General features: G+C 51.5%; 24 protein-coding genes, 1 rRNA gene and 1 other annotated feature. Of the genes, 13 read left to right on the forward strand and 12 right to left on the reverse strand.

Annotated elements, in window-relative coordinates; all coding sequences use genetic code 11:
• The 4 genes from C3432_RS12555 to rluD form a co-directional block, all read right to left on the reverse strand.
• Positions 1 to 207, reverse strand: a 16S ribosomal RNA gene (locus C3432_RS12555); the annotation flags it as partial.
• A 464-nt stretch (positions 208 to 671) separates the two neighbouring features.
• Entirely contained in the window at positions 672 to 3245 is a 2574-nt protein-coding gene (gene clpB / locus C3432_RS12560; RefSeq protein WP_103776972.1) for an ATP-dependent chaperone ClpB, read from the reverse strand.
• A gap of 129 nt (positions 3246 to 3374) precedes the next feature.
• Positions 3375 to 4106, reverse strand: a complete 732-nt coding sequence (gene yfiH / locus C3432_RS12565) for a purine nucleoside phosphorylase YfiH (protein WP_103776973.1) — start codon at positions 4104 to 4106, stop codon at positions 3375 to 3377.
• Positions 4103 to 5083, reverse strand: a complete 981-nt coding sequence (gene rluD / locus C3432_RS12570) for a 23S rRNA pseudouridine(1911/1915/1917) synthase RluD (protein WP_103776974.1) — start codon at positions 5081 to 5083, stop codon at positions 4103 to 4105. The genes yfiH and rluD overlap by 4 nt, the downstream gene beginning before the upstream one ends.
• Positions 5084 to 5214: 131 nt before the next feature.
• Between rluD and bamD the strand changes: the two genes are divergently transcribed.
• The 4 genes from bamD (at position 5215) to pheA (ending at position 7972) form a co-directional block, all read left to right on the forward strand.
• The gene (gene bamD / locus C3432_RS12575; RefSeq protein ID WP_103776975.1) at positions 5215 to 5952 is read left to right on the forward strand and encodes an outer membrane protein assembly factor BamD; all 738 of its coding nucleotides are present in this window, start codon (positions 5215 to 5217) and stop codon (positions 5950 to 5952) included.
• A gap of 270 nt (positions 5953 to 6222) precedes the next feature.
• A complete protein-coding gene (gene raiA, locus C3432_RS12580; RefSeq protein WP_103776976.1) occupies positions 6223 to 6561 on the forward strand; it encodes a ribosome-associated translation inhibitor RaiA in 339 nt (112 codons plus the stop codon).
• Between the two features lie 102 nt (positions 6562 to 6663).
• Positions 6664 to 6789, forward strand: a sequence feature (Phe leader region).
• Positions 6665 to 6712 carry a pheA operon leader peptide PheL gene (pheL, locus tag C3432_RS12585; RefSeq protein ID WP_100249759.1) on the forward strand — a complete coding sequence of 16 codons (48 nt, stop codon included), beginning with the start codon at positions 6665 to 6667 and terminating at the stop codon, positions 6710 to 6712. Its footprint overlaps the feature before it by 48 nt.
• Before the next feature lie 22 nt (positions 6790 to 6811).
• The gene (pheA, locus tag C3432_RS12590) at positions 6812 to 7972 is read left to right on the forward strand and encodes a bifunctional chorismate mutase/prephenate dehydratase (protein WP_103776977.1); all 1161 of its coding nucleotides are present in this window, start codon (positions 6812 to 6814) and stop codon (positions 7970 to 7972) included.
• Positions 7973 to 8024: 52 nt separating this feature from the next.
• On the opposite strand, the gene tyrA is transcribed toward pheA, so the two are convergent.
• Together tyrA and aroF are read right to left on the reverse strand one after the other, a co-directional pair.
• Positions 8025 to 9146 (reverse strand): bifunctional chorismate mutase/prephenate dehydrogenase, encoded by a 1122-nt coding sequence (gene tyrA, locus C3432_RS12595; RefSeq protein ID WP_103776978.1) that lies wholly within the window; start codon positions 9144 to 9146, stop codon positions 8025 to 8027.
• A gap of 10 nt (positions 9147 to 9156) precedes the next feature.
• A complete protein-coding gene (gene aroF / locus C3432_RS12600; protein ID WP_103776979.1) occupies positions 9157 to 10227 on the reverse strand; it encodes a 3-deoxy-7-phosphoheptulonate synthase AroF in 1071 nt (356 codons plus the stop codon).
• Positions 10228 to 10441: 214 nt separating this feature from the next.
• Here aroF and C3432_RS12605 point away from each other — a divergent pair, with 214 nt between their 5' ends.
• The 4 genes from C3432_RS12605 (at position 10442) to C3432_RS12620 (ending at position 13207) form a co-directional block, all read left to right on the forward strand.
• Entirely contained in the window at positions 10442 to 10816 is a 375-nt protein-coding gene (locus tag C3432_RS12605; protein WP_103776980.1) for a DUF2799 domain-containing protein, read from the forward strand.
• 158 nt (positions 10817 to 10974) lie between these two features.
• Entirely contained in the window at positions 10975 to 11493 is a 519-nt protein-coding gene (locus C3432_RS12610) for a YfiR family protein (RefSeq protein WP_103776981.1), read from the forward strand.
• Positions 11486 to 12709: a diguanylate cyclase DgcN gene (gene dgcN, locus C3432_RS12615; protein ID WP_103776982.1), complete on the forward strand. Its 1224-nt coding sequence runs from the start codon at positions 11486 to 11488 to the stop codon at positions 12707 to 12709. Before C3432_RS12610 ends, dgcN begins: the two co-directional genes overlap by 8 nt.
• A 15-nt stretch (positions 12710 to 12724) precedes the next feature.
• Entirely contained in the window at positions 12725 to 13207 is a 483-nt protein-coding gene (locus C3432_RS12620) for an OmpA family protein (RefSeq protein ID WP_103776983.1), read from the forward strand.
• Between the two features lie 143 nt (positions 13208 to 13350).
• Here C3432_RS12620 and rplS read toward each other — a convergent pair whose 3' ends face one another.
• The 5 genes from rplS to ffh all read right to left on the reverse strand — a co-directional run bounded on the left by rplS (position 13351) and on the right by ffh (position 17051).
• Positions 13351 to 13698 carry a 50S ribosomal protein L19 gene (rplS, locus tag C3432_RS12625; RefSeq protein ID WP_000065253.1) on the reverse strand — a complete coding sequence of 116 codons (348 nt, stop codon included), beginning with the start codon at positions 13696 to 13698 and terminating at the stop codon, positions 13351 to 13353.
• A gap of 43 nt (positions 13699 to 13741) precedes the next feature.
• Positions 13742 to 14509, reverse strand: a complete 768-nt coding sequence (trmD, locus tag C3432_RS12630) for a tRNA (guanosine(37)-N1)-methyltransferase TrmD (RefSeq protein WP_103776984.1) — start codon at positions 14507 to 14509, stop codon at positions 13742 to 13744.
• 112 nt (positions 14510 to 14621) lie between these two features.
• Positions 14622 to 15170, reverse strand: a complete 549-nt coding sequence (gene rimM, locus C3432_RS12635) for a ribosome maturation factor RimM (RefSeq protein ID WP_103776985.1) — start codon at positions 15168 to 15170, stop codon at positions 14622 to 14624.
• Between the two features lie 18 nt (positions 15171 to 15188).
• Complete coding sequence (gene rpsP, locus C3432_RS12640; protein ID WP_042325918.1) at positions 15189 to 15437, reverse strand: 30S ribosomal protein S16; 249 nt, start codon at positions 15435 to 15437, stop codon at positions 15189 to 15191.
• Between the two features lie 252 nt (positions 15438 to 15689).
• Complete coding sequence (gene ffh / locus C3432_RS12645) at positions 15690 to 17051, reverse strand: signal recognition particle protein (RefSeq protein WP_103776986.1); 1362 nt, start codon at positions 17049 to 17051, stop codon at positions 15690 to 15692.
• 165 nt (positions 17052 to 17216) lie between these two features.
• Between ffh and C3432_RS12650 the strand changes: the two genes are divergently transcribed.
• Positions 17217 to 18008, forward strand: a complete 792-nt coding sequence (locus C3432_RS12650; RefSeq protein WP_103776987.1) for a cytochrome C assembly family protein — start codon at positions 17217 to 17219, stop codon at positions 18006 to 18008.
• Positions 18009 to 18142: 134 nt separating this feature from the next.
• A complete protein-coding gene (locus C3432_RS12655) occupies positions 18143 to 19429 on the forward strand; it encodes an HlyC/CorC family transporter (protein ID WP_146050924.1) in 1287 nt (428 codons plus the stop codon).
• 59 nt (positions 19430 to 19488) lie between these two features.
• Here the strand turns inward: C3432_RS12655 and grpE are convergent, their stop codons facing one another.
• Positions 19489 to 20082 carry a nucleotide exchange factor GrpE gene (grpE, locus tag C3432_RS12660; protein WP_103776988.1) on the reverse strand — a complete coding sequence of 198 codons (594 nt, stop codon included), beginning with the start codon at positions 20080 to 20082 and terminating at the stop codon, positions 19489 to 19491.
• A gap of 122 nt (positions 20083 to 20204) precedes the next feature.
• On the opposite strand from grpE, the gene nadK reads away from it, so the two are divergent.
• The 3 genes from nadK (at position 20205) to bamE (ending at position 23323) form a co-directional block, all read left to right on the forward strand.
• Positions 20205 to 21083, forward strand: a complete 879-nt coding sequence (gene nadK / locus C3432_RS12670; protein WP_103776990.1) for an NAD(+) kinase — start codon at positions 20205 to 20207, stop codon at positions 21081 to 21083.
• Between the two features lie 84 nt (positions 21084 to 21167).
• Positions 21168 to 22829: a DNA repair protein RecN gene (recN, locus tag C3432_RS12675; RefSeq protein ID WP_103776991.1), complete on the forward strand. Its 1662-nt coding sequence runs from the start codon at positions 21168 to 21170 to the stop codon at positions 22827 to 22829.
• A 149-nt stretch (positions 22830 to 22978) separates the two neighbouring features.
• Positions 22979 to 23323, forward strand: coding sequence for an outer membrane protein assembly factor BamE (bamE, locus tag C3432_RS12680; RefSeq protein ID WP_103776992.1), 345 nt, complete (start codon positions 22979 to 22981; stop codon positions 23321 to 23323).
• Positions 23324 to 23354 lie beyond the last annotated feature (31 nt).

Below are 23354 nucleotides of genomic sequence, written 5' to 3' on the forward strand. Positions count from 1 at the left end.
GGTCCCCCTCTTTGGTCTTGCGACGTTATGCGGTATTAGCTACCGTTTCCAGTAGTTATCCCCCTCCATCGGGCAGTTTCCCAGACATTACTCACCCGTCCGCCACTCGTCAGCAAAGCAGCAAGCTGCTTCCTGTTACCGTTCGACTTGCATGTGTTAGGCCTGCCGCCAGCGTTCAATCTGAGCCATGATCAAACTCTTCAATTTAAGTTTGATGCTCGTAGAATTAAACTTCGTAATGAATTACGTGTTCACTCCAGAGACTTGGTATTCATTTATTGTCCGAAGACATTAAGAATCCATGTCACTTTGAGTGCCCACACAGATTGTCTGATAAATTGTTAAAGAGCAGTGCCGCTTCGCATTTTCTCAGCAGCGCGGGGTGTGYATAATACGCTTTCCCGCTTGAGAGTCAAGCATTTATTTTGCTTTTCTCCGGTATCCGTCGGCGGCTTTCGCCGGGAGGACCCTGCTGACCCGGCGGCTTGCRTGCCGTTGTTCCGTGTCAGTGGAGGCGCATTATAGGGAGTTATTTCAGGCTGACAAGCCTAAAATACGAAAAAACAATCAACTGCTCACTTTCCAGGCAAAACATCGTTTAAAGCGGCTATTGCGCCTGGTTTTTAAACAAAAAAGGCCCCTGACGGGGCCGTTATTTATTTCATGCGGGTTTACTGAACAGCAACAATCCGATCGCCGTTAGATTCAAGGCGAATTGTTTTGCCTGGAATCAGCTCTCCAGACAGAATTTGCTGCGCCAGCGGGTTTTCAATCTGCTGCTGGATTGCACGTTTCAATGGACGCGCCCCATACACCGGATCATAGCCATTTGCACTCAGCAGTTTCAGCGCTTCGTCGGAAATGTGGATTTCATAACCACGCTCTTCCAGACGTTTGTACAGACGCTGCAGCTGGATCTGCGCAATAGAAGCAATGTGTTGTTCACCAAGTGGATGGAACACCACCACTTCATCTATACGGTTGATGAATTCCGGACGGAAGCTGTGGCTCACAACGCCCAGCACCAGCTCTTTCATATGGCTGTAATCCAGCTCGCCGAAACGCTCCTGAATCAAATCGGAACCCAGGTTAGAAGTCATAATGACCACCGTATTACGGAAGTCGACCGTTCTCCCCTGCCCGTCAGTCAGGCGTCCATCATCCAGCACCTGTAAAAGAATGTTGAACACGTCAGGGTGCGCTTTTTCAACTTCATCTAACAAAATGACAGAATAAGGACGACGGCGAACAGCTTCTGTCAGGTAACCCCCTTCTTCATAGCCCACATATCCTGGAGGCGCCCCGACCAGACGAGATACAGAGTGTTTCTCCATAAACTCAGACATGTCGATACGAACCATTGCGTCATCACTATCAAACATAAAGTTTGCCAGCGCTTTACACAGTTCGGTTTTACCTACCCCGGTAGGCCCAAGGAACAGGAAGGAACCGATGGGACGATTCGGATCGGCCAGACCAGCACGACTACGGCGGATAGCGTTCGATACTGCTTCAACAGCTTCATTCTGCCCAATCACGCGGCTATGCAGTTCCTGCTCCATACGCAGCAGTTTTTCACGCTCGCCTTCGAGCATTCTGGCAACCGGGATACCCGTCCAGCGTGCCAGCACTTCAGCAATTTCCGCATCTGTCACTTTATTACGCAGCAGACGCATAGTTTTACCTTCAGACTGGGTGGCCGCTTCCAATTGTTTTTCCAGTTCCGGAATTTTTCCGTACTGCAGTTCGGACATCCGCGCCAGGTCACCGACACGGCGTGCCTGCTCAATGGCGATCTTCGCCTGCTCCAGCTCAGCTTTAATGGTTTGCGTACCAGAGAGTGACGCTTTCTCTGCTTTCCACTCTTCTTCTAACTCGGAGTACTGACGTTCTTTGTCATCCAGCTCTTCGTTAAGCATATCGAGACGTTTTTTACTCGCTTCATCTGACTCTTTCATCAACGCCTGCTGCTCCAGTTTGAGCTGGATGATACGGCGGTCGAGTCTGTCCAGCTCTTCCGGTTTAGAGTCAATCTGCATACGAATGCTGGATGCCGCTTCATCGATAAGGTCGATGGCCTTATCCGGCAACTGGCGGTCGGCAATGTAGCGGTGAGACAGTGTCGCTGCCGCTACAATCGCCGGGTCGGTTATCTGCACATGGTGGTGCAGTTCATAACGCTCTTTCAGACCACGCAGAATAGCGATGGTATCTTCCACTGAGGGTTCAGCCACAAACACTTTCTGGAAACGACGTTCCAGCGCCGCATCTTTTTCGATGTACTGGCGATATTCATCCAGCGTCGTGGCCCCCACGCAGTGCAGTTCACCGCGTGCCAGCGCCGGTTTCAGCATGTTCCCGGCGTCCATTGCGCCATCGGCTTTACCCGCCCCAACCATGGTATGCAGCTCATCAATAAACAGGATGACATTGCCTTCCTGTTTCGAGAGATCGTTTAACACGCCTTTCAGACGTTCTTCAAATTCACCACGATATTTCGCCCCGGCCACCAGCGACCCCATATCCAGCGCCAGAACACGGCGGCCTTTTAAGCCTTCCGGTACTTCGCCGTTAATGATTCGCTGCGCCAGCCCTTCAACAATTGCCGTTTTACCGACACCAGGCTCACCGATTAACACCGGGTTGTTTTTAGTACGACGTTGCAGTACCTGAATGGTGCGACGGATTTCTTCGTCACGGCCAATAACCGGATCGAGTTTGCCCTGTTCGGCACGCTCGGTCAGATCGACCGTATATTTTTTCAGGGCCTGACGTTGATCTTCTGCCCCTTGATCGTTCACGCTTTCACCTCCGCGCATTTGTTCAATTGCCTGAGTGATATTGGCGGTTGTCGCCCCCACTGATTTCAGCAAATCGGGCAGTGTGCCACGAGACTCAAGCGCCGCCAGAACGAAAAGTTCCGACGAAATAAAGTTGTCCCCACGTTTTTGCGCCAGCTTGTCGCAAAGATTCAGCACGCGCATCAGATCCTGAGACGGCTGTACGTCGCCGCCGGTGCCTTCCACCTGCGGTAAACGGCTCAGCGCCTGATCGATGGCGGTGCGTAACTGACCAGCATTAATGCCGGCGGACGTTAATAAAGGACGTACCGATCCCCCTTCCTGATTCAGCAAGGCGCTCATTAAATGAAGAGGTTCGATGAATTGGTTGTCGTGCCCCAGTGCAAGCGACTGGGCATCGGCAAGAGCAAGCTGGAATTTATTAGTAAGACGATCCAGACGCATAACTCCTCCCATAACAGGTCAAAATTGCTACTGGAGATTAAATGAGGTCATCCCTCAATTATTCAAGGTTAATGACCTGAATTATGTGAAAAGAAAACGACGCGTACCGGATCGTCTTGATTCTATAGGTTATATCAGCCAAATAAAACTTGCCATACGACCGGTAGTCTTGTCGCGACGATAAGAGAAGAACATCTCACTTTCGCTAAACGTGCAGCGATCCCCTCCATAGATGTGCTCAACACCAACATTCGTCAGCCGTTGGCGCGCAAGTAGATAAATATCCGCCAGATATTTATCACCACGCGGCACAAAAGCCTGGTGAGCTTTTTCATCTTTCGCGATGAACGCTTCGCGCACTTCCGGCCCTACTTCAAACGCATCAGGGCCAATCGCCGGACCTAACCAGGCAATAATGTTTTCAGGTTTATCGGCAAAGCAAGCGAGAGTCTCTTCCAGTACACCTTCACATAATCCGCGCCAGCCCGCATGGGCCGCCGCCACTTCCGTCCCCGCACGATTGCAAAACAGCACAGGCAGACAGTCCGCCGTCATCACCGCGCAAACGGTGCCCGGCGTATTACTGTACGAAGCATCCGCACGTTTGGAGGCATAAGGTTCACCGATAAGTTTCAGCACATCCTTACCATGAACCTGTTCGAGCCAGACAGGTTTTGAAGGCAAATTTCCCGCAGCAAACAGTCGTTTGCGGTTCTCTTCCACATGTTCAGGGTTATCGCCACAGTGGGCGCCCAGATTCAGTGAGTCATAAGGCGGTAAACTCACACCGCCAGTACGGGTGGAACTGCACGCCGCCACACCTTGCGGCAACGGCCACTGCGGGACAATCAGCTTACTCATAACCAGTCCACTTCATCCTTATGCTCTTCAAAATCAGTGCGCATCACTTCAATAAGTTTCACCATATCCTGTGGAATTGGCGCATGCCATTCCATTTCGATACCAGAGACCGGGTGATACAGACGCAGCATAGTGGCATGCAGTGCCTGACGGTCAAACTGACGCAGCGTGGAGATGAATTCGTCTGATGCCCCTTTTGGTGGACGAGGACGGCCGCCATAGACCTGATCCCCCACCAGCGGGTGTGTGATATGCGCCATGTGCACGCGGATCTGGTGCGTACGTCCGGTCTCCAGACGCAACCGCAGACGCGTGTGCACACGGAAATGTTCCATAATGCGATAGTGGGTCACCGCAGGTTTCCCCATCGGATGTACCGACATATGGGTACGCTTGGTCGGATGGCGGCTGATTGGTTCATCCACCGTACCGCCCGCCGTCATATGCCCAATAGCCACTGCTTCATATTCACGGGTGATTTCACGCAGCTGCAAAGACTCCACCAGACGCGTTTGCGCCGGAACGGTTTTCGCCACCACCATCAATCCCGTTGTGTCCTTATCCAGACGATGCACAATACCCGCACGTGGAACGTCAGCAATTGGTGGATAGTAATGCAGCAGCGCGTTCAGCACCGTACCATCCGGATTACCCGCACCAGGATGTACAACTAAATCGCGCGGTTTGTTGATAACAAGGATATCGTCATCTTCGTAAACGATATCCAGCGGGATATCCTGCGGTTCAAAGCGAATATCTTCATCAATCTCCGCATCAATGGCAACCTGTTCGCCGCCCAATACCTTTTCTTTCGGTTTATCGCAAAGTTTTCCGTTGACCAGCACTCGCTGATCGAGGATCCATTCTTTTATTCGCGAACGTGAATAATCCGGGAACATTTCGGCCAAAGCCTGATCTAAGCGTTGACCGAGTTGTTTTTCGGACACCGTTGCGGTGAGTTGTACTCGTTGTGCCATATACAGCTTCTTCGTTTAACGTTGGGTTTTACGGCTTTGCCGTTTAATATAGTGTGCTATTGTAGCTGGTCTTAACCGGGAGCAGGAACAGAGAATCTCCCGTAAAACATTTTGAGGAAAGTCAAAACGTCATGACGCGCATGAAATATCTGGTGGCAGCAGCCACGTTGAGCCTGTTTTTGGCGGGTTGCTCTGGTTCAAAGGAAGAGGTACCCGATAATCCACCAAATGAAATTTACGCGACTGCTCAGCAAAAGCTGCAGGACGGTAACTGGAAACAGGCAATAACGCAATTGGAAGCGTTGGATAACCGCTATCCATTTGGGCCGTATTCTCAGCAGGTGCAGCTGGATCTCATCTACGCCTACTATAAAAACGCCGATCTGCCGTTAGCTCAGGCCGCTATCGATCGTTTTATGCGTCTTAACCCGACTCATCCTAATATTGATTATGTCATGTATATGCGTGGCCTGACCAATATGGCGTTAGATGACAGCGCGCTGCAGGGCTTTTTTGGCGTCGATCGTAGCGATCGCGATCCGCAACACGCACGCGCGGCGTTCAATGACTTCTCGAAGCTGGTGCGCGGCTATCCGAACAGCCAGTACACCACGGACGCCACTAAACGTCTGGTCTTCCTGAAAGATCGTCTGGCGAAGTATGAATATTCCGTTGCGGATTATTACACCGCACGTGGTGCATGGGTTGCCGTGGTAAACCGTGTGGAAGGCATGCTGCGTGACTTCCCGGATACGCAGGCAACGCGTGATGCACTGCCGCTGATGGAGAATGCTTACCGTCAGATGCAGATGACCACCCAGGCTGAAAAAGTAGCGAAGATCATTGCCGCTAACAGCAGTAATACCTGATCCACCAACAAACGTGAAACGGCAGCCCATGGGCTGCCGTTTTTATATCCGTTTCGTCATGCTACTGAACAGGTTTCAGTACAACACATCCCATCAAATATGGCTCCCTTTGCGCAATACCTCAAGGAAAACATCACCTCTTCCTGCGATTCCTCACAAAAAGGTTACCTTGACAAAAAGTGACAAAACAATGTGATTTAAATCACGTATTTTGACATTAAGAACGGTATGCTGGAATTACCAAGACGGGAAAGACAAGAGGTAAAATTTATGACAATGAACATTACCAGTAAACAAATGGAAATTACTCCTGCAATTCGCCAACATGTCGCAGACCGTCTCGCCAAACTTGAAAAATGGCAAACCCATCTGATTAATCCACATATCATCCTGTCTAAAGAGCCGCAGGGTTTCGTCGCTGATGCCACCATCAATACCCCGAACGGACATCTGGTGGCCAGCGCAAAACATGAGGATATGTATACTGCAATTAACGATTTGATCAACAAGCTGGAACGGCAGCTCAATAAAGTGCAGCACAAAGGCGAAGCCCGTCGTGCAACAACTTCAGTAAAAGACGCCAACTTCGTCGAAGCAGAAGAAGAGTAGTCCCTTACATTGAGTGTATCGCCAACGCGCCTTCGGGCGCGTTTTTTGTTGACAGGGTGAAAACAGTACGGGTACTTTACTAGCTCTGCCACAGGAAACTAAAATGAAACTAACGCCGTTTTTCTTCGCATTCTTTTTTACCTTCCCCTGAATGGGAGGCGTTTCGTCGTGTGAAAAAGAATGCGAAGACGAACAATAAGGCCTCCCACACCGGGGGGCCTTTTTTATTGATAACAAGAAAGGCAACACTATGACATCGGAAAATCCATTACTGGCGCTGCGCGATAAGATCAGCACGCTGGATGCAAAATTGCTGGAGCTACTGGCAGAGCGTCGTGAGCTGGCCGAGGAGGTGGGTAAAGCAAAATTACTTTCTCACCGTCCGGTTCGTGATATCGACCGTGAACGCGACCTGCTGGACAGACTGATTCAGCTTGGTAAAACACATCATCTGGATGCGCACTACATCACCCGTTTATTCCAGCTCATTATCGAAGATTCCGTTCTCACCCAGCAGGCGCTGCTCCAGCAGCACCTGAATAAAATCAACCCGCACTCCGCGCGCGTGGCTTTCCTGGGGCCAAAAGGTTCTTATTCACACCTTGCCGCCCGCCAGTATGCCGCTCGTCACTTCGAACAGTTTATAGAAAGCGGCTGTGCAAAATTTGCCGATATTTTTAACCAGGTCGAAACCGGACAGGCGGACTACGCGGTGGTGCCGATTGAAAACACCAGTTCGGGTGGTATTAACGACGTTTACGACCTGTTGCAGCATACCAGCCTTTCCATTGTGGGTGAGATGACCATTGCTATCGATCACTGCATGCTTGTCTCCGGCACCACGGATCTGGAGACGATTGAAACGGTATACAGCCACCCACAACCATTCCAGCAATGCAGTAAATTTCTCAATCGCTATCCGCACTGGAAAATTGAATATACCGAAAGCACGTCAGCCGCGATGGAAAAAGTCGCGCAGGCAAACACCCCACGTGTGGCGGCGCTTGGCAGTGAAGCTGGCGGTATGCTGTATGGATTGCAGGTATTAGAACGCATTGAGGCCAACCAGTCACAAAACATTACCCGCTTTATTGTGCTGGCACGTAAGGCGATCAATGTCTCCGACCAGGTTCCGGCGAAAACCACCCTGCTGATGGCAACCGGTCAACAGGCTGGCGCACTGGTGGAAGCGTTACTGGTACTGCGTAATCACAACCTGATTATGACAAAGCTGGAGTCACGTCCGATTCATGGTAATCCGTGGGAAGAGATGTTTTATCTCGACATCCAGGCCAACCTGGAATCACCGGAAATGCAAAAGGCTTTGAAGGAGCTGGGCGAAATCACCCGTTCGATGAAAGTACTGGGCTGCTATCCCAGCGAGAATGTGGTACCGGTGGATCCGAGCTAAAACCAAAAAAGCCAGTGGAATACACTGGCTTTTCTCATTACCGCGAATGAAATCAGGGGCGACTATCGTTAGCCTGACGCAACAACACCCGGCTTTCGCTCTGAAAGCGTTTGGCGTAATCACCAAACCAGTGCTCAACCTTACGGAAGCTGTCGATAAAGGCCTGCTTGTCTCCCTGCTCCAGTAAACCAATCGCCTCGCCAAAACGCTTATAATAACGCTTAATCAGCGCCAGATTACTCTCTGACGACATAATGATATCGGCATAAAGCTGCGGATCCTGAGCAAACAGGCGTCCGACCATCGCCAGCTCCAGGCGGTAGATAGGTGAAGAGAGCGCCAACAGTTGCTCCAGCTGGACATTCTCTTCAGCCAGATGCAAACCATAAGCAAACGTCGCAAAGTGGCGCAATGCCTGGATAAACGCCATATTCTGATCGTGCTCAACGGCGCTGATCCGATGCAACCGCGCTCCCCAGACCTGAATTTGCTCCAGGAACCACTGATACGCTTCCGGCTGACGCCCGTCACACCAGACTACCACCTGTTTAGCCAGGCTACCGCTGTCCGGTCCAAACATTGGATGTAGCCCGACTACCGGGCCATCATGAGCATTCAGCATAGCCTGCAACGGTCCATTTTTTACCGACGCCAAATCGACCAGAATACAGTCGGACGGCAAACGCGGTAGTCTGGCGATGACCTGTTCGGTAACGTGGATTGGCACGCTGACAATCACCATACCGGCATCTGCGACAATCTCTTCAGCGCGCTCCCAATCCTGCTGTTCAAGAATACGCACCTGATAACCAGACAGCGTGAGCATTTTTTCGAACAAGCGCCCCATCTGACCAGCGCCCCCCACGATAACTACCGGGCGCAGAGAAGGGCAAAGCGTCTTAAACCCTTTGTCGTTTTCACTGGAGTACGATTCACGCATAACCCGGCGTAATACATCCTCAATCAGATCCGGTGGTACGCCGAGAGTTTCCGCCTCCGCCCGGCGCGATGCCAGCATTGACGCTTCGCGCTCAGGAACATAAATCGGCAGTCCAAAGCGGCTTTTTACTTCGCCAACTTTGGCAACCAGCGTCAGGCGCTTAGCCAGGAGTTCCAGCAGCGCCTTATCCACTTCATCAATTTGATCGCGTAACGCGGTCAACTCAGCAACCATCACTCACCTCTTAAGCCAGGCGCGCCGCCAACTGGCCATTCAAATCTTTATTAATTTCGCTCAGCAGCGCATCCGTCATTTCCCAGCTGATGCAGGCATCAGTAACAGACACACCGTATTTCATTTCGCTGCGCGGCTGCTCTGAAGACTGATTGCCTTCATGAATATTACTTTCAATCATCAAACCAATGATCGAGCGGTTGCCGTCTTTGATTTGCGCCACTACGGACTCAGCCACTGCGGGCTGACGGCGGTAATCTTTATTGGAATTACCATGACTGCAATCTACCATCAGTGAAGGTCGCAGCCCTGCCTGCTCCATCTCTTTTTCACACTGTGCAACATCTGCCGGGCTGTAGTTTGGCGCTTTCCCGCCGCGCAGGATAACATGGCCGTCCGGGTTACCCTGGGTTTGCAATAGCGCAACCTGCCCCGCCTGGTTGATCCCAACAAAGCGGTGCGACTGTGCTGCCGCGCGCATGGCGTTAATCGCTGTCGCCAGACTGCCGTCGGTACCGTTTTTAAAGCCGACCGGCATTGACAGACCAGACGCCATTTCACGGTGCGTTTGCGACTCTGTAGTACGTGCACCAATCGCTGACCAGCTAAACAGATCGCCAAGGTATTGTGGGCTATTGGGATCCAGCGCTTCTGTCGCCAGCGGCAGCCCCATATTCACCAGTTCAAGCAGCAGCTGACGCGCAATTTTCAGGCCTGCTTCTACGTCAAAGGAGCCATCCATATGGGGATCGTTAATTAACCCTTTCCAGCCGACGGTGGTACGGGGTTTTTCAAAATAGACGCGCATCACCAGATAGAGGCTATCGCTGACCTCTGCTGCCAGGGCTTTAAATCGACGAGCGTACTCAAGAGCCGTTTCAGGATCGTGGATGGAGCACGGACCACACACCACCAACAGACGCGGATCGCGGCCAGCAATGATGTCAGAAATGGTTTTGCGCGACAGCGCTATTTGCTCCTCTTGCGCCAGGCTCAGCGGGAATTCCGCTTTCAGCTGTTCCGGAGTCAGCAGAACCTGTTCGTCGGTAATATGTACGTTATTCAGCGCGTCTTTTTGCATGATGGCGATCCTGTTTTAGCTCGTTTGCGATAGTTTTCCTCAGTGAGGATGGCGTAACGATAACACAACGAGTAAAGATTTCAATCCATAATCCGTAAATAATAATTTACATAAATCAATTTTATCGCCAATTTAGCCTATTGTTTCGTACACTTAAATTTACAGATTTTTTAACACAACCGGCTATGCTTTGAAAAACACGAAGGAACAAACAATGAAGCGAATCATCAGCACGATAATGATGTTATTTCTCAGTGGATGTCAGATCGACCCTTATACCTACTCACCCAACTGGACAGGCACTGACTGGTATGATGCCGGTATTGAGGATGCCATTGCCGGTTTTGCGGTTAAAGATAATGAGATGCTGGCCGATATGTTTAACGACCCGGACGTCAATCGGGAGCAATATCTGAAGGGGTATACGGAAGGACAGAGGAAAACCTGCCAACAAGATTTTGCGTATGCCAGAGGCCTGACCGGGAAAACATTTCCCGCCAGCTGCGATACCGTAGAAAACACTCGTCAGTTGCGCGAGGCATGGCAAAAAGGGGCTGATGAAAATGCTGCATCAACACGACTGAATTAATGTAGTAACCAAAAGTCAATATCACATAAGATTTAACTGAACATATGCATATTAACGCACCTGGTATAATGACGGTTTATCAAAATAATGGTATTTTGCTGCAAACAATCAAGGATGTATTTTGATGCTTTACGACCGTAGCTGGTGAGGACCCGTTAATGCCCTTTTCTCGCCGACTCATAATGATATTGGTGCTATTACTGGCAGGATCGCCACTTTTCGCCCAGGACGCTCCGGAAGCAGCCAAATCCGTACGTTCAATGGTCTCCGGCATCGTCAGCTATACGCGCTGGCCCGCGCTTTCAGGGCCACCAAGACTGTGTATTTTCTCATCGTCTCGTTTTACCAGCATACTTGGCGATAGCAGTAACGCATCCTTGCCTTATCTGCCAGTCATCGTCCATACAGAACAAGAAGCATTGATCGCCCGTTGTGACGGTTTTTATTTTGGCAATGAGCCCCCTGCGCTCCAGGTGGAATTAGCGAATAAATATCCGTCTAAGGCATTGTTATTAATTGCAGAGCAAAATGCCGAATGCATTATTGGCAGTGCCTTCTGCTTGATAATTAACAACAATGAAGTCAGATTTGCTGTAAATCTGGATTCACTGTCGCGCAGCGGCGTAAGGGTTAATCCGGACGTATTGATGCTCGCACGGAATAAAAAGCATGGATAAGGATCTTTCACCTGACACGCGTCCAACGTTTAAGCGAGCGTTGCGACGGATCAGCATGATTAGCGTTTTTGTCACCATGACGCTGATCTGGGTACTGCTGTGCGTTACCTCAGTACTGACGCTCAAACAGTATGCGCAAAAAAACCTCGAATTAACCGCGGCAACGATGACTCACAGTCTGGAAGCCGCCCTGGTTTTTGCAGATGATACTGCCGCCACAGAAACGCTGGCGGCGCTTGGTCAACAGGGGCAATTTTCCGCCGCTGAAGTCCGCGATAAAAACCAGAATGTCATTGCCCGCTGGCATTATACCGCTCAGGAAGCCGACGACAGGCTCAGCGATTTAATCAGCCACTGGCTCTTCCCGCACCCTGTTGCGCAACCGGTCTTGTACAACGGGGAGATCATCGGTGAAGTTCGACTGACCGCGCGTGATAGCTTGATTAGCCACTTTATCTGGCTTTCCCTGGGGGTTCTGACCGGCTCTATTCTGCTCGCCTCAGGAACAGCCATTATGCTTACGCGTCACCTGCACAACGGCGTCGTGGAGGCTCTACAGAATATTACCGACGTGGTGCATGATGTTCGTACCAATCGCAACTTTTCTCGTCGGGTCTCTGAAGAACGTATTGAGGAATTTCACCGTTTTGCCCTGGACTTCAACAGCCTTCTGGATGAGATGGAAGAGTGGCAGTTGCGTTTGCAGGCGAAAAACGCACAGCTACTACGAACCGCCCTGCACGATCCGCTGACGGGTCTTGCCAACCGTGCGGCCTTTCGCAGTAGCATTAACGCCCTGATGAACGATAATTCCGCCCGCAGCAGCTCGGCGCTCCTCTTTCTCGATGGTGACAATTTCAAGTATGTGAATGATACCTGGGGACATGCCGCCGGTGACCGCGTATTGATTGAAGTCGCGAAGCGGCTGGCTGACTTTGGCGGCAATCGGCATCAACCTTATCGTCTTGGTGGCGACGAGTTCGCGATAGTGCTTTATGGCGTGCATTCTGAATATGAAGTACAGCGCATTTGTTCGGCGCTGTCACAAGAATTCAACAGCCCTTTTGACCTGCATAATGGTCACCTGGCAAGTATGACACTGAGTATTGGTTATGCCCTGACATGGGAACACGCCTCTGCAGAAAAATTGCAAGAACTGGCCGATCGTAATATGTATCTGGCTAAACATCAGCGCACTGAGCGCTTGATTAAATAATAAGGAATAGCACACATGCTGAAGCGTCTTTTATCCCCACTCATTTTCGCCACGCTGATTCTGGCAGGTTGCCAGGCCCCACAGGGAAAGTTTACCCCTGAACAGGTTGCCGCCATGCAATCTTATGGTTTTATGGAATCCGGTGGCGACTGGTCTTTAGGGCTTTCGGATACCATCCTGTTTGATAAAAATGACTACAAACTGCGTGCTGAAAGCCAACAGCAGATTCAGACAATGGCAGCACGTCTGGCTGGCGTGGGCCTGACACATGCAAGAATGGATGGGCATACCGATAACTACGGCGAGGATAGCTACAATGAAGCGCTATCCCTGAAACGAGCGAACGTGGTGGCAGATGCCTGGACTGAAGGCGCTAAAATACCGCGCACCAACCTGACCACGCAGGGATTAGGGAAAAAATATCCTATCGCCAGTAATAAAACCTCACAAGGCCGCGCTGAAAACCGCCGCGTCGCCATTGTGATTACCACACCTTAAAATCCTGCCCGTCAGCCGGATAACGATCCCTGAGCATCTTATCCGGCATCGAATTTAAACCACATCCCGTTATTCTGATACGCATAAAAAAAGGGCCAGCCAATTGGCCAGCCCCTCTAACAGGATGTCGCCTGAGCGATATCTTAGTTAAGACGCTCTTTGATACGAGCAGCCTTACCAGTACGCTCACGCAGGTAGTACAGTTTAGCTTTACGAACGGCACCACGACGTTTAACAGAAATGCTGTCAACTACCGGAGAGTGAGTCTGGAAGACACGCTCAACGCCTTCGCCGTTGGAAATTTTACGAACAGTGAATGCAGAGTGCAGACCGCGGTTACGAATAGCGATAACCACGCCCTCGAATGCCTGCAGACGTTTTTTGGAACCTTCAACAACCCATACTTTCACTTCCACGGTATCACCCGGACGGAAGGAAGGTACGTCCTGCTTCATCTGCTCTTGTTCAAGTTGCTTAATAATGTTGCTCATAATTTAATCTCTTATCCTGGGTAAACTGATATTTAGGGGCGAATTACGCCATCCCATCATGTTTATGCTGCTGTTGTGCGTGTTCCTTTTTGAACTCCGCCAGCAACCTTGCTTGCTCTTCAGTCAGAGCCAGGTTTTCCAGAAGTTCAGGTCTTCTAAGCCAGGTTCGGCCCAGCGACTGTTTCAAGCGCCAGCGACGTATCTCAGCATGGTTTCCCGACAGCAATACCGCCGGTACTTCCATCTCTTCTAACACTTCAGGCCGGGTATAGTGAGGGCAGTCCAGTAATCCATCAGCAAAAGAATCTTCTGTTGCCGATGCTTCATGACCCAAAACCCCCGGGATGAACCGGGCGACAGAGTCAATCAGTACCATTGCTGGTAACTCTCCACCGCTGAGTACGTAATCGCCGATTGACCATTCTTCGTCAATTTCGGTTTGAATCACGCGCTCATCTATACCTTCGTAGCGACCACACACCAGAATCAGTTTCTGATTCGTTGCCAGTTCGCTGACGCCCGCTTGATCAAGCTTGCGTCCCTGAGGTGAAAGATAAATCACCTTAGCGCCTTCACCTGCCGCGCTTTTTGCTGCATGAATGGCATCCCGTAAAGGTTGCACCATCATTAACATCCCCGGTCCGCCGCCGTAAGGACGATCGTCCACGGTACGGTGCCGGTCATAAGTGAAGTCACGAGGACTCCAGCTCTGGATGCTCAGCAGGCCATTTTTTACTGCCCGGCCAGTTACCCCGTAATCGGTAATTGCGCGGAACATTTCAGGAAACAGGCTAATTATGCCAATAAACACAAGCCAATCCCCTCATACACTTCACCCTTCAAACCGCGTCTGTGTTGGTTGCCCTGACGCAATTTGAATGATTTTGTGCATAAATGCCATTTCTTACCGTGTATCCGGTGGTTTAAAAACCAGGATCCCAGTCTACTTCGATAGTACGAGTAGCGAGATCGACTTTCTTGATAACCTGCCCATCGAGGAACGGTACAAGACGTTCCTTGATACCAAACGCATCTTTCAGGTTTGCCTTAATGACGATTACGTCATTCGATCCGGTTTCCATCATATCGACGATTTTACCGAGATCGTAGCCTTCAGTGGTTACTACCTGGCAGCCCATCAGGTCTTTCCAGTAATAGTCACCCTCTTCAAGCACAGGCAGTTGCGATGAATCCACGACAATTTCGCAATTAGTCAGCAGATTCGCAGCATCGCGATCGTCAACGCCTTTCAGCTTGATGATCAGATCCTGATTGTGGTGCTTCCAGCTTTCCAGCTGTACTTGCTGCCACTGACCCGCCTTCTGGATAAACCAGGGCTGATAGTCAAAAATGCTTTCGGCGTCTTCGGTGGAGGAAAACATTCTGAGCCACCCACGAATACCGTAAGACGACCCCATTTTCCCCAACACGATGGGTTCAACAGGTGCTTGCGCGGTGAGTTGCTTGCTCATCATGACCACCGTGACAGATTAAGCTGCTTTGCTTACTTCTTTGATCAGCGTAGCAACGCGATCAGAAATAGTCGCGCCCTGGCCAACCCAGTGAGCGATGCGATCCAGATCCAGGCGAGTGCCTTCTTCTTTTTCGCTGGCGATTGGGTTAAAGAAGCCAACGCGCTCAATGAAGCGACCGTTGCGTGCATTACGGCTGTCGGTGACAACAACCTGGTAGAACGGACGCTTTTTAGCGCCGTGACGAGCTAAACGAATAGTTACCATAACATCCTCTTGTGTGAATAAAACAACCGGGCCCCATCGAGGAACGGAGCCCGGTGTCATATTAAAAGCCCGAAAATTTTACTGATTTCTGGGGAAATTGCAATCAGCATGTGATGTAGCTATATACCAGGGCGTTACCGTTGCAGCCAGTTTGGCGTCGGCATGCGCGCAGAAAGCGGAGCGTACACGCAGTGCGTGAGCATTTCGGGTACACCCCGGCGTCAAAATGGCAAATAAGGTAGCCCGATATATTTATCTACCAGGGAAACCTGGCGGCATCATACCCTTCATACTTCTCATCATCTTCGCCATTCCCCCCTTCTTCATTTTCTTCATCATGCGCTGCATGTCGTCGAACTGTTTCAGAAGGCGGTTAACGTCCTGCACCTGCATACCGCAGCCCTGGGCGATACGGCGTTTGCGGGAGCCTTTGATGATTTCTGGCCTGGCGCGTTCCTTCAGCGTCATCGAATTGATGATAGCCTCCATACGCACCAGTACTTTATCGTCCATCTGCGATTTAACGTTGTCAGGGATCTGCCCCATGCCCGGCAGCTTGCCCATCAGGCTCGCCATACCGCCCATGTTTTTCATCTGGCGCAGCTGTTCCTGGAAGTCGGTAAGGTCAAAACCGTCACCTTTTTTCAGCTTGCTGGCTAATTTCTCGGCCTGCGCGCGGTCAACCTTGCTTTCGATATCTTCGATCAGCGACAGCACGTCGCCCATGCCGAGAATGCGGGAAGCGATCCTGTCCGGGTGGAACGGCTCCAGCGCCTCGGTTTTCTCGCCGACGCCGAGGAATTTAATCGGCTTACCGGTAATGTGACGAATAGAAAGCGCAGCACCGCCGCGGGCATCACCGTCGACTTTCGTCAGCACCACGCCGGTCAGCGGCAGGGCTTCGTTAAACGCCTTCGCGGTATTTGCCGCATCCTGACCGGTCATGGCATCAACCACAAACAGGGTTTCTACCGGATTGATAGAAGCATGAACCTGTTTGATTTCGTCCATCATCGCTTCATCAACGTGCAGACGACCGGCAGTATCCACCAGCAGCACGTCGTAGAATTTCAGCTTCGCTTCCTTCAGCGCCGCATTCACGATATCAACCGGTTTCTGGCCGACATCTGACGGGAAGAAATCAACGCCAACCTGCTCTGCCAGCGTCTCCAGCTGTTTGATCGCCGCCGGACGATAGACGTCGGCGGAAACCACCAGCACTTTCTTCTTGTGCTTCTCGCGCAGGAATTTCCCCAGTTTACCGACGCTGGTGGTTTTACCTGCACCTTGCAGACCGGCCATCAGCACCACAGCTGGCGGTTGCGCCGCCAGATTCAGGGTCTGGTTCTCTTCGCCCATCGCCGCCACGAGTTCATTACGAACAATCTTGACGAACTCCTGACCCGGCGTCAGGCTTTTATTAACTTCATGACCAACCGCTTTCTCTTTTACGCGATTGATAAACTCACGCACTACCGGCAGCGCAACGTCAGCCTCCAGCAGCGCCATGCGCACTTCGCGCAGCGTCTCTTTAACGTTGTCTTCAGTAAGGCGCCCACGGCCACTGATATTGCGCAATGTACGCGACAAACGATCGGTTAAATTATCAAACATTGTCTCTCGCCTGGGGTGGAAACGGTCGGCCGCAACAGCGACACATCAACATAATTTTGCCGCAGTATAACATGAAGCCGCCTTTGTTGTTATGCAACGGTTGGAGCTACGGTCACGTAACGTTATACTGCTTCTCTTTCTCACTGGCCAACTGTCGACACAACTATGCCCGTTTTTGCTTTGCTCGCCCTTGTCGCCTACTCAGTCAGCCTTGCGCTGATAATTCCCGCTCTGCTGCAAAAAAACAGCGGCTGGCGGCGTATGGCCATTCTCTCTGCGGTTGTCGCGCTGGTGTGTCACGCCGTTGCCCTCGAGGCCCGCATCCTGCCGGGCGGTGAAAGCGGACAAAACCTGAGCCTGTTAAACGTCGGCTCACTGGTCAGCCTGATGATCTGCACGGTGATGACCATCGTCGCCTCGCGTAACCGCGGCTGGTTATTGCTGCCGATAGTCTACGCCTTCGCGTTGATCAATCTGGCCTTTGCCACCTTTATGCCGAACGAGTATATCACTCACCTTGAAGCAACACCGGGCATGATGGTGCATATCGGCCTGTCGCTGTTCGCTTACGCCACGCTGATAATTGCCGCGCTGTATGCGCTGCAGCTGGCGTGGATCGACTACCAGCTGAAAAATAAGAAGCTGGCATTCAGCAATGAGATGCCACCGCTGATGAGCATTGAGCGGAAGATGTTTCATATCACGCAAATTGGCGTGGTGTTGCTGACGCTGACTCTGTGTACCGGTCTGTTTTACATGCATAACCTGTTCAGCATGGAAAATATCGACAAAGCGGTTCTCTCTATTGTGGCATGGTTTGTCTATATTGTTCTTTTGTGGGGGCATTATCACGAAGGCTGGCGCGGTCGTCGCGTCGTGTGGTTTAACGTCGCAGGCGCGGGCATTCTCACAATGGCCTACTTTGGCAGCCGGTTATTGCAGCAGTTTGTAAGCTAAGCCCAAAATATACAAAATCATTTATGATGCTTTGAGGCGGCAAGCGATGAAATCCCATGAGCATAGAAACGGTGTGATCGGGATTTAAAAGTGCGGCCCACAAAAAAGGCAGCATGAAGGATAAGGAGTTTCCCCTGGAAGATATCTCTACCACCACGTTGATCGTCACACTGCTCATCATGGTGGTCATTTCAGCCTATTTTTCCGGTTCCGAAACCGGAATGATGACCCTGAACCGTTACCGCCTTCGCCACCTGGCAAAGCAGGGTAACCGCCCGGCAAAGCGCGTAGAAAAACTGCTGCGAAAGCCGGATCGCCTGATAAGCCTGGTGCTCATCGGCAATAACCTGGTGAACATTCTCGCCTCAGCGCTCGGCACGATTGTCGGCATACGTCTGTACGGCGATGCTGGCGTGGCGATTGCCACCGGGGTGCTGACGTTTGTGGTACTGGTCTTTGCTGAAGTCTTACCAAAAACCATCGCCGCGCTGTATCCGGAAAAAGTCGCCTACCCCAGCAGCTTTCTGCTTGCGCCGTTACAGATACTGATGATGCCGCTGGTGTGGCTGCTTAACACCATTACTCGTCTGCTGATGCGTATGATGGGCATCAAAACGGATATCGTCATTAGCGGCTCGCTAAGCAAGGACGAACTGCGCACTATCGTGAACGAATCACGCTCGCAAATCTCTCGTCGTAATCAGGACATGTTGCTGTCGGTGCTGGATCTGGAAAAGGTCAGCGTCGATGACATCATGGTACCGCGCAGCGAAATCATCGGTATTGATATCAACGACGACTGGAAATCGATCGTCCGCCAGCTGTCGCACTCCCCGCACGGGCGCATTGTGCTCTATCGCGACTCTCTGGATGATGCTATCAGCATGTTACGCGTGCGCGAGGCATGGCGGTTGATGTCAGAGAAGAAAGAGTTCACCAAAGAAACCATGCTGCGCGCCTCTGATGAGATCTACTTCATCCCGGAAGGCACCCCGCTCAGCACGCAGCTGATTAAGTTTCAGCGCAATAAGAAGAAAGTCGGTCTGGTCGTGAACGAATACGGGGATATCCAGGGGCTGGTGACGGTCGAAGACATTCTGGAAGAAATCGTGGGTGATTTCACCACCTCAATGTCGCCGACGCTGGCAGAAGAAGTCACCCCGCAGAATGACGGCTCAGTGATTATTGACGGTAGCGCCAACGTGCGGGAAATTAATAAGGCGTTTAACTGGCATCTGCCGGAAGACGACGCGCGCACTATCAATGGCGTAATTCTGGAAGCACTCGAAGAGATCCCCGTGGCAGGGACCCGCGTGCGCATTGGTCAGTACGATATCGATATTCTCGATGTACAGGACAATATGATTAAGCAGGTGAAGGTCTTACCCGTAAAACCACTGCGCGAGAGCGTGGCGGAGTAAGCGCGTCAGTGTTACAGGCCGGGGAAGGCGTCACGTCCCCCGGCACTCCAGGTAACGACTTAGCCTTTTGCTTTCGCCACCGTCACCATCGCGGCACGAATAGTACGACCGTTCAGCGTATAACCTTTCTGCATAATACCCAGCACGTTGCCAGGCGTAACGTCTTCAGACTCCACCATCGCAATGGCCTGATGCACGTTCGGATCCAGCGGTACGTTGGTATCGGCAATCACTTCCACGCCGAACTTACGCACCACATCCAGCATGGATTTCAGCGTCAGTTCAATACCTTCCACCATGGCGACCATATCCGGATTGGCTTTATCCGCCACTTCCAGCGCGCGATCCAGGCTGTCGATGACCGGCAGCAGTTCGTTGACGAATTTTTCCAGCGCGAACTTATGCGCTTTTTCTACGTCCAGTTCAGTACGACGACGCAGGTTTTCCATTTCCGCTTTGATGCGTAACACGCTGTCGCGTTCGCGAGTCTGGGATTCAGCAAGCTGAGATTCCAGATTCGCAATTTTTTCATCGCGCGGATCCACCTGTTCAACAGAAGCGTCTGATTCAACTGCTTCAACTTCTTCGTGCTGATCCATGATAATTTCTTCCGGGGCTTGCCCCTCAGGCGTTTTCTGTTCTTTACTACTCATGAATTTCTCCGCGTTTTTTTCGCATTCATCTCGCTAACTTCGCTTATTATGGGGATCAGATTCAGGGATTCAAGGGAAGCACTCACATTGTCATCAATCTTCGCTACAAGGACCTCGATAAAATGAATAATCATTTCAAGTGTATCGGCATTGTGGGACATCCACGTCACCCCACAGCACTTACGACACATGAAATGCTCTACCGCTGGCTGTGTACCAAAGGTTACGAGGTTATCGTGGAGCAGCAGATCGCTCATGAGCTCCAGTTGAAGAATGTGAAAACCGGTACGCTTGCGGAGATTGGGCAGCAGGCCGATCTCGCCGTTGTGGTCGGCGGTGACGGCAATATGCTGGGCGCCGCCCGAACCCTGGCACGTTATGACATCAAGGTTATCGGCATTAATCGCGGTAATCTCGGTTTTCTGACCGACCTGGATCCGGACAACGCCCTGCAGCAGCTCGCGGACGTGCTTGAAGGCCACTACATTGCCGAAAAACGCTTTTTGCTGGAGGCGCAGGTCTGTCAACAGGACTGCCAGAAGCGCATCAGCACGGCAATTAACGAAGTGGTGCTCCATCCGGGCAAAGTTGCGCACATGATTGAATTCGAAGTCTATATTGATGAAATCTTTGCGTTCTCACAGCGTTCTGATGGTCTGATTATCTCTACGCCTACTGGCTCAACCGCCTATTCGCTCTCAGCAGGGGGGCCTATTCTGACCCCTTCCCTGGATGCAATTACCCTGGTACCGATGTTCCCGCATACGCTCTCGGCACGTCCGCTGGTCATTAACGGCAACAGCACTATCCGCCTGCGCTTCTCGCATCGGCGCAGCGATCTTGAGATCAGCTGCGACAGCCAGATTGCGCTGCCTATTCAGGAAGGCGAGGATGTGCTGATTCGGCGCTGCGATTACCATCTGAATCTGATTCACCCAAAAGATTATAGTTATTTCAATACATTAAGTACCAAGCTGGGATGGTCAAAAAAATTATTTTAATTTCAGCCCGCCTCTTTACTGTATAAAAAACCAGTTTATACTGTATGTAATTACAGTTATGGTTTTTCATACAGGAAAACAGCTATGTTGGCACAACTGACCATCAGCAATTTTGCTATCGTTCGTGAACTTGAGATCGATTTCCAGAGCGGGATGACCGTCATCACCGGTGAAACCGGCGCGGGTAAATCCATTGCGATTGATGCGCTCGGCCTGTGTCTCGGTGGCCGTGCTGAAGCCGACATGGTACGTGCTGGCGCCACACGCGCCGACCTGTGCGCCCGCTTTTCTTTGAAAGACACGCCCGCAGCCCTGCGCTGGCTCGAAGAAAATCAGCTTGAAGAGGGGCGCGAATGCCTGCTTCGCCGCGTCATCAGCAGCGACGGACGCTCCCGTGGCTTTATCAACGGTACCGCAGTCCCGCTGTCGCAACTGCGCGAGCTGGGGCAACGGTTGATTCAAATTCACGGCCAACACGCCCATCAACTGCTGACCAAATCTGAGCACCAGAAATCCCTGCTCGACGGGTATGCCAATGAATCCCTCCTGATGCAGGAAATGGCGGCACGCTATCAACGCTGGCATCAGAGCTGCCGTGCGCTGGCGCAACATCAACAGCAGAGCCAGGAGCGTGCGGCGCGGGCAGAGCTGCTGCAATACCAGTTGAAAGAGCTGAATGAATTTAACCCACAGGCCGGTGAGTTTGAGCTTATTGATGAAGAATATAAGCGCCTGGCGAACAGCGGTCAGTTGCTGACCACCAGCCAGAACGCGCTGGTACTGCTTGCCGATGGCGAAGATGTGAACCTGCAAAGTCAGCTGTATACCGCAAAACAGCTGGTCAGCGAGCTGGTAGGGATGGACGGCAGGCTCTCCGGCATTCTGGATATGCTGGAAGAGGCCACCATTCAGCTCAGCGAAGCCAGCGATGAATTACGTCACTATTGCGATCGGCTGGATCTGGATCCCAATCGTCTGTTTGAGCTTGAACAGCGGATCGCCAGGCAGATCTCTCTGGCGCGTAAACATCACGTCAGCCCCGAGTCGTTACCGCAATTCTATCAGTCACTGCTTGAAGAACAGCAGCAGCTCGACGATCAGGCGGACTCCCTGGAAACCCTGACGCTGACGGTCAGTAAGCATCACCAGCAGGCACTGGAAACCGCCAAAGCGCTGCACGAGCAGCGCCAGCATTATGCACAGGAGCTGGGGCAGACGATCACCGACAGCATACACGCGCTGTCCATGCCTCATGGCCTGTTCACTATCGATGTGAAGTTTGATGAACATCATCTGAGCGCTGACGGAGCAGATCGCATCGAGTTTAAAGTCACGACCAACCCAGGACAGCCGATGCAGCCTATTGCAAAAGTGGCCTCTGGCGGTGAACTGTCGCGAATTGCGCTGGCAATTCAGGTCATCACCGCCCGGAAGATGGAAACCCCGGCGCTAATTTTTGATGAAGTCGATGTCGGCATCAGCGGTCCAACCGCTGCGGTTGTGGGTAAACTGTTACGTCAGCTCGGTGAGTCTACGCAGGTGATGTGCGTTACGCACCTGCCGCAGGTCGCGGGTTGTGGTCATCAGCACTTTTTTGTCAGCAAAGAGACGGATGGCGCAATGACGGAAACGCACATGCAACCACTGGATAAACGCTCGCGTTTGCAGGAGTTAGCACGCCTGCTTGGCGGTAGTGAAGTCACGCGTAATACCCTCGCAAATGCGAAAGAACTGCTGGCCGCATAAACTTTTTTTCACCTTAAGAGTCAGAGTAGACAACAAAAACGCCGTCAGACCGGACAGCAAAAGGTTTTAAAGTGGTGAAAGGTCTATTATCATCGGCATATTACATATGAGCCACGTACTGCTCGGGCCCGAAAAGGAATCAAATCACTATGCGCTGTAAAACGCTGACTGCTGCCGCAGCAGTACTATTGATGTTGACCGCAGGCTGTTCCACTCTGGAGCGAGTGGTTTACCGCCCTGACATCAACCAGGGGAACTACCTGACCGCTAACGATGTATCCAAAATCCGTGTTGGCATGACGCAGCAGCAGGTTGCCTATGCGCTGGGTACGCCGCTCATGTCCGATCCTTTTGGTACAAATACCTGGTTCTATGTGTTCCGCCAGCAGCCTGGACATGAAGGTGTGACGCAGCAAACGCTGACGCTGACCTTCAACAGCAGCGGTGTGTTAACCAATATCGATAACAAGCCTGCGTTAACCGATAACCAATAAGCTTGTCTTGCGGTATTAAAAAAGGTGCTTT

The organism is Citrobacter amalonaticus, assembly GCF_002918555.1.
GTDB classification, from domain to species: Bacteria; Pseudomonadota; Gammaproteobacteria; order Enterobacterales; family Enterobacteriaceae; genus Citrobacter_C; species Citrobacter_C amalonaticus_A.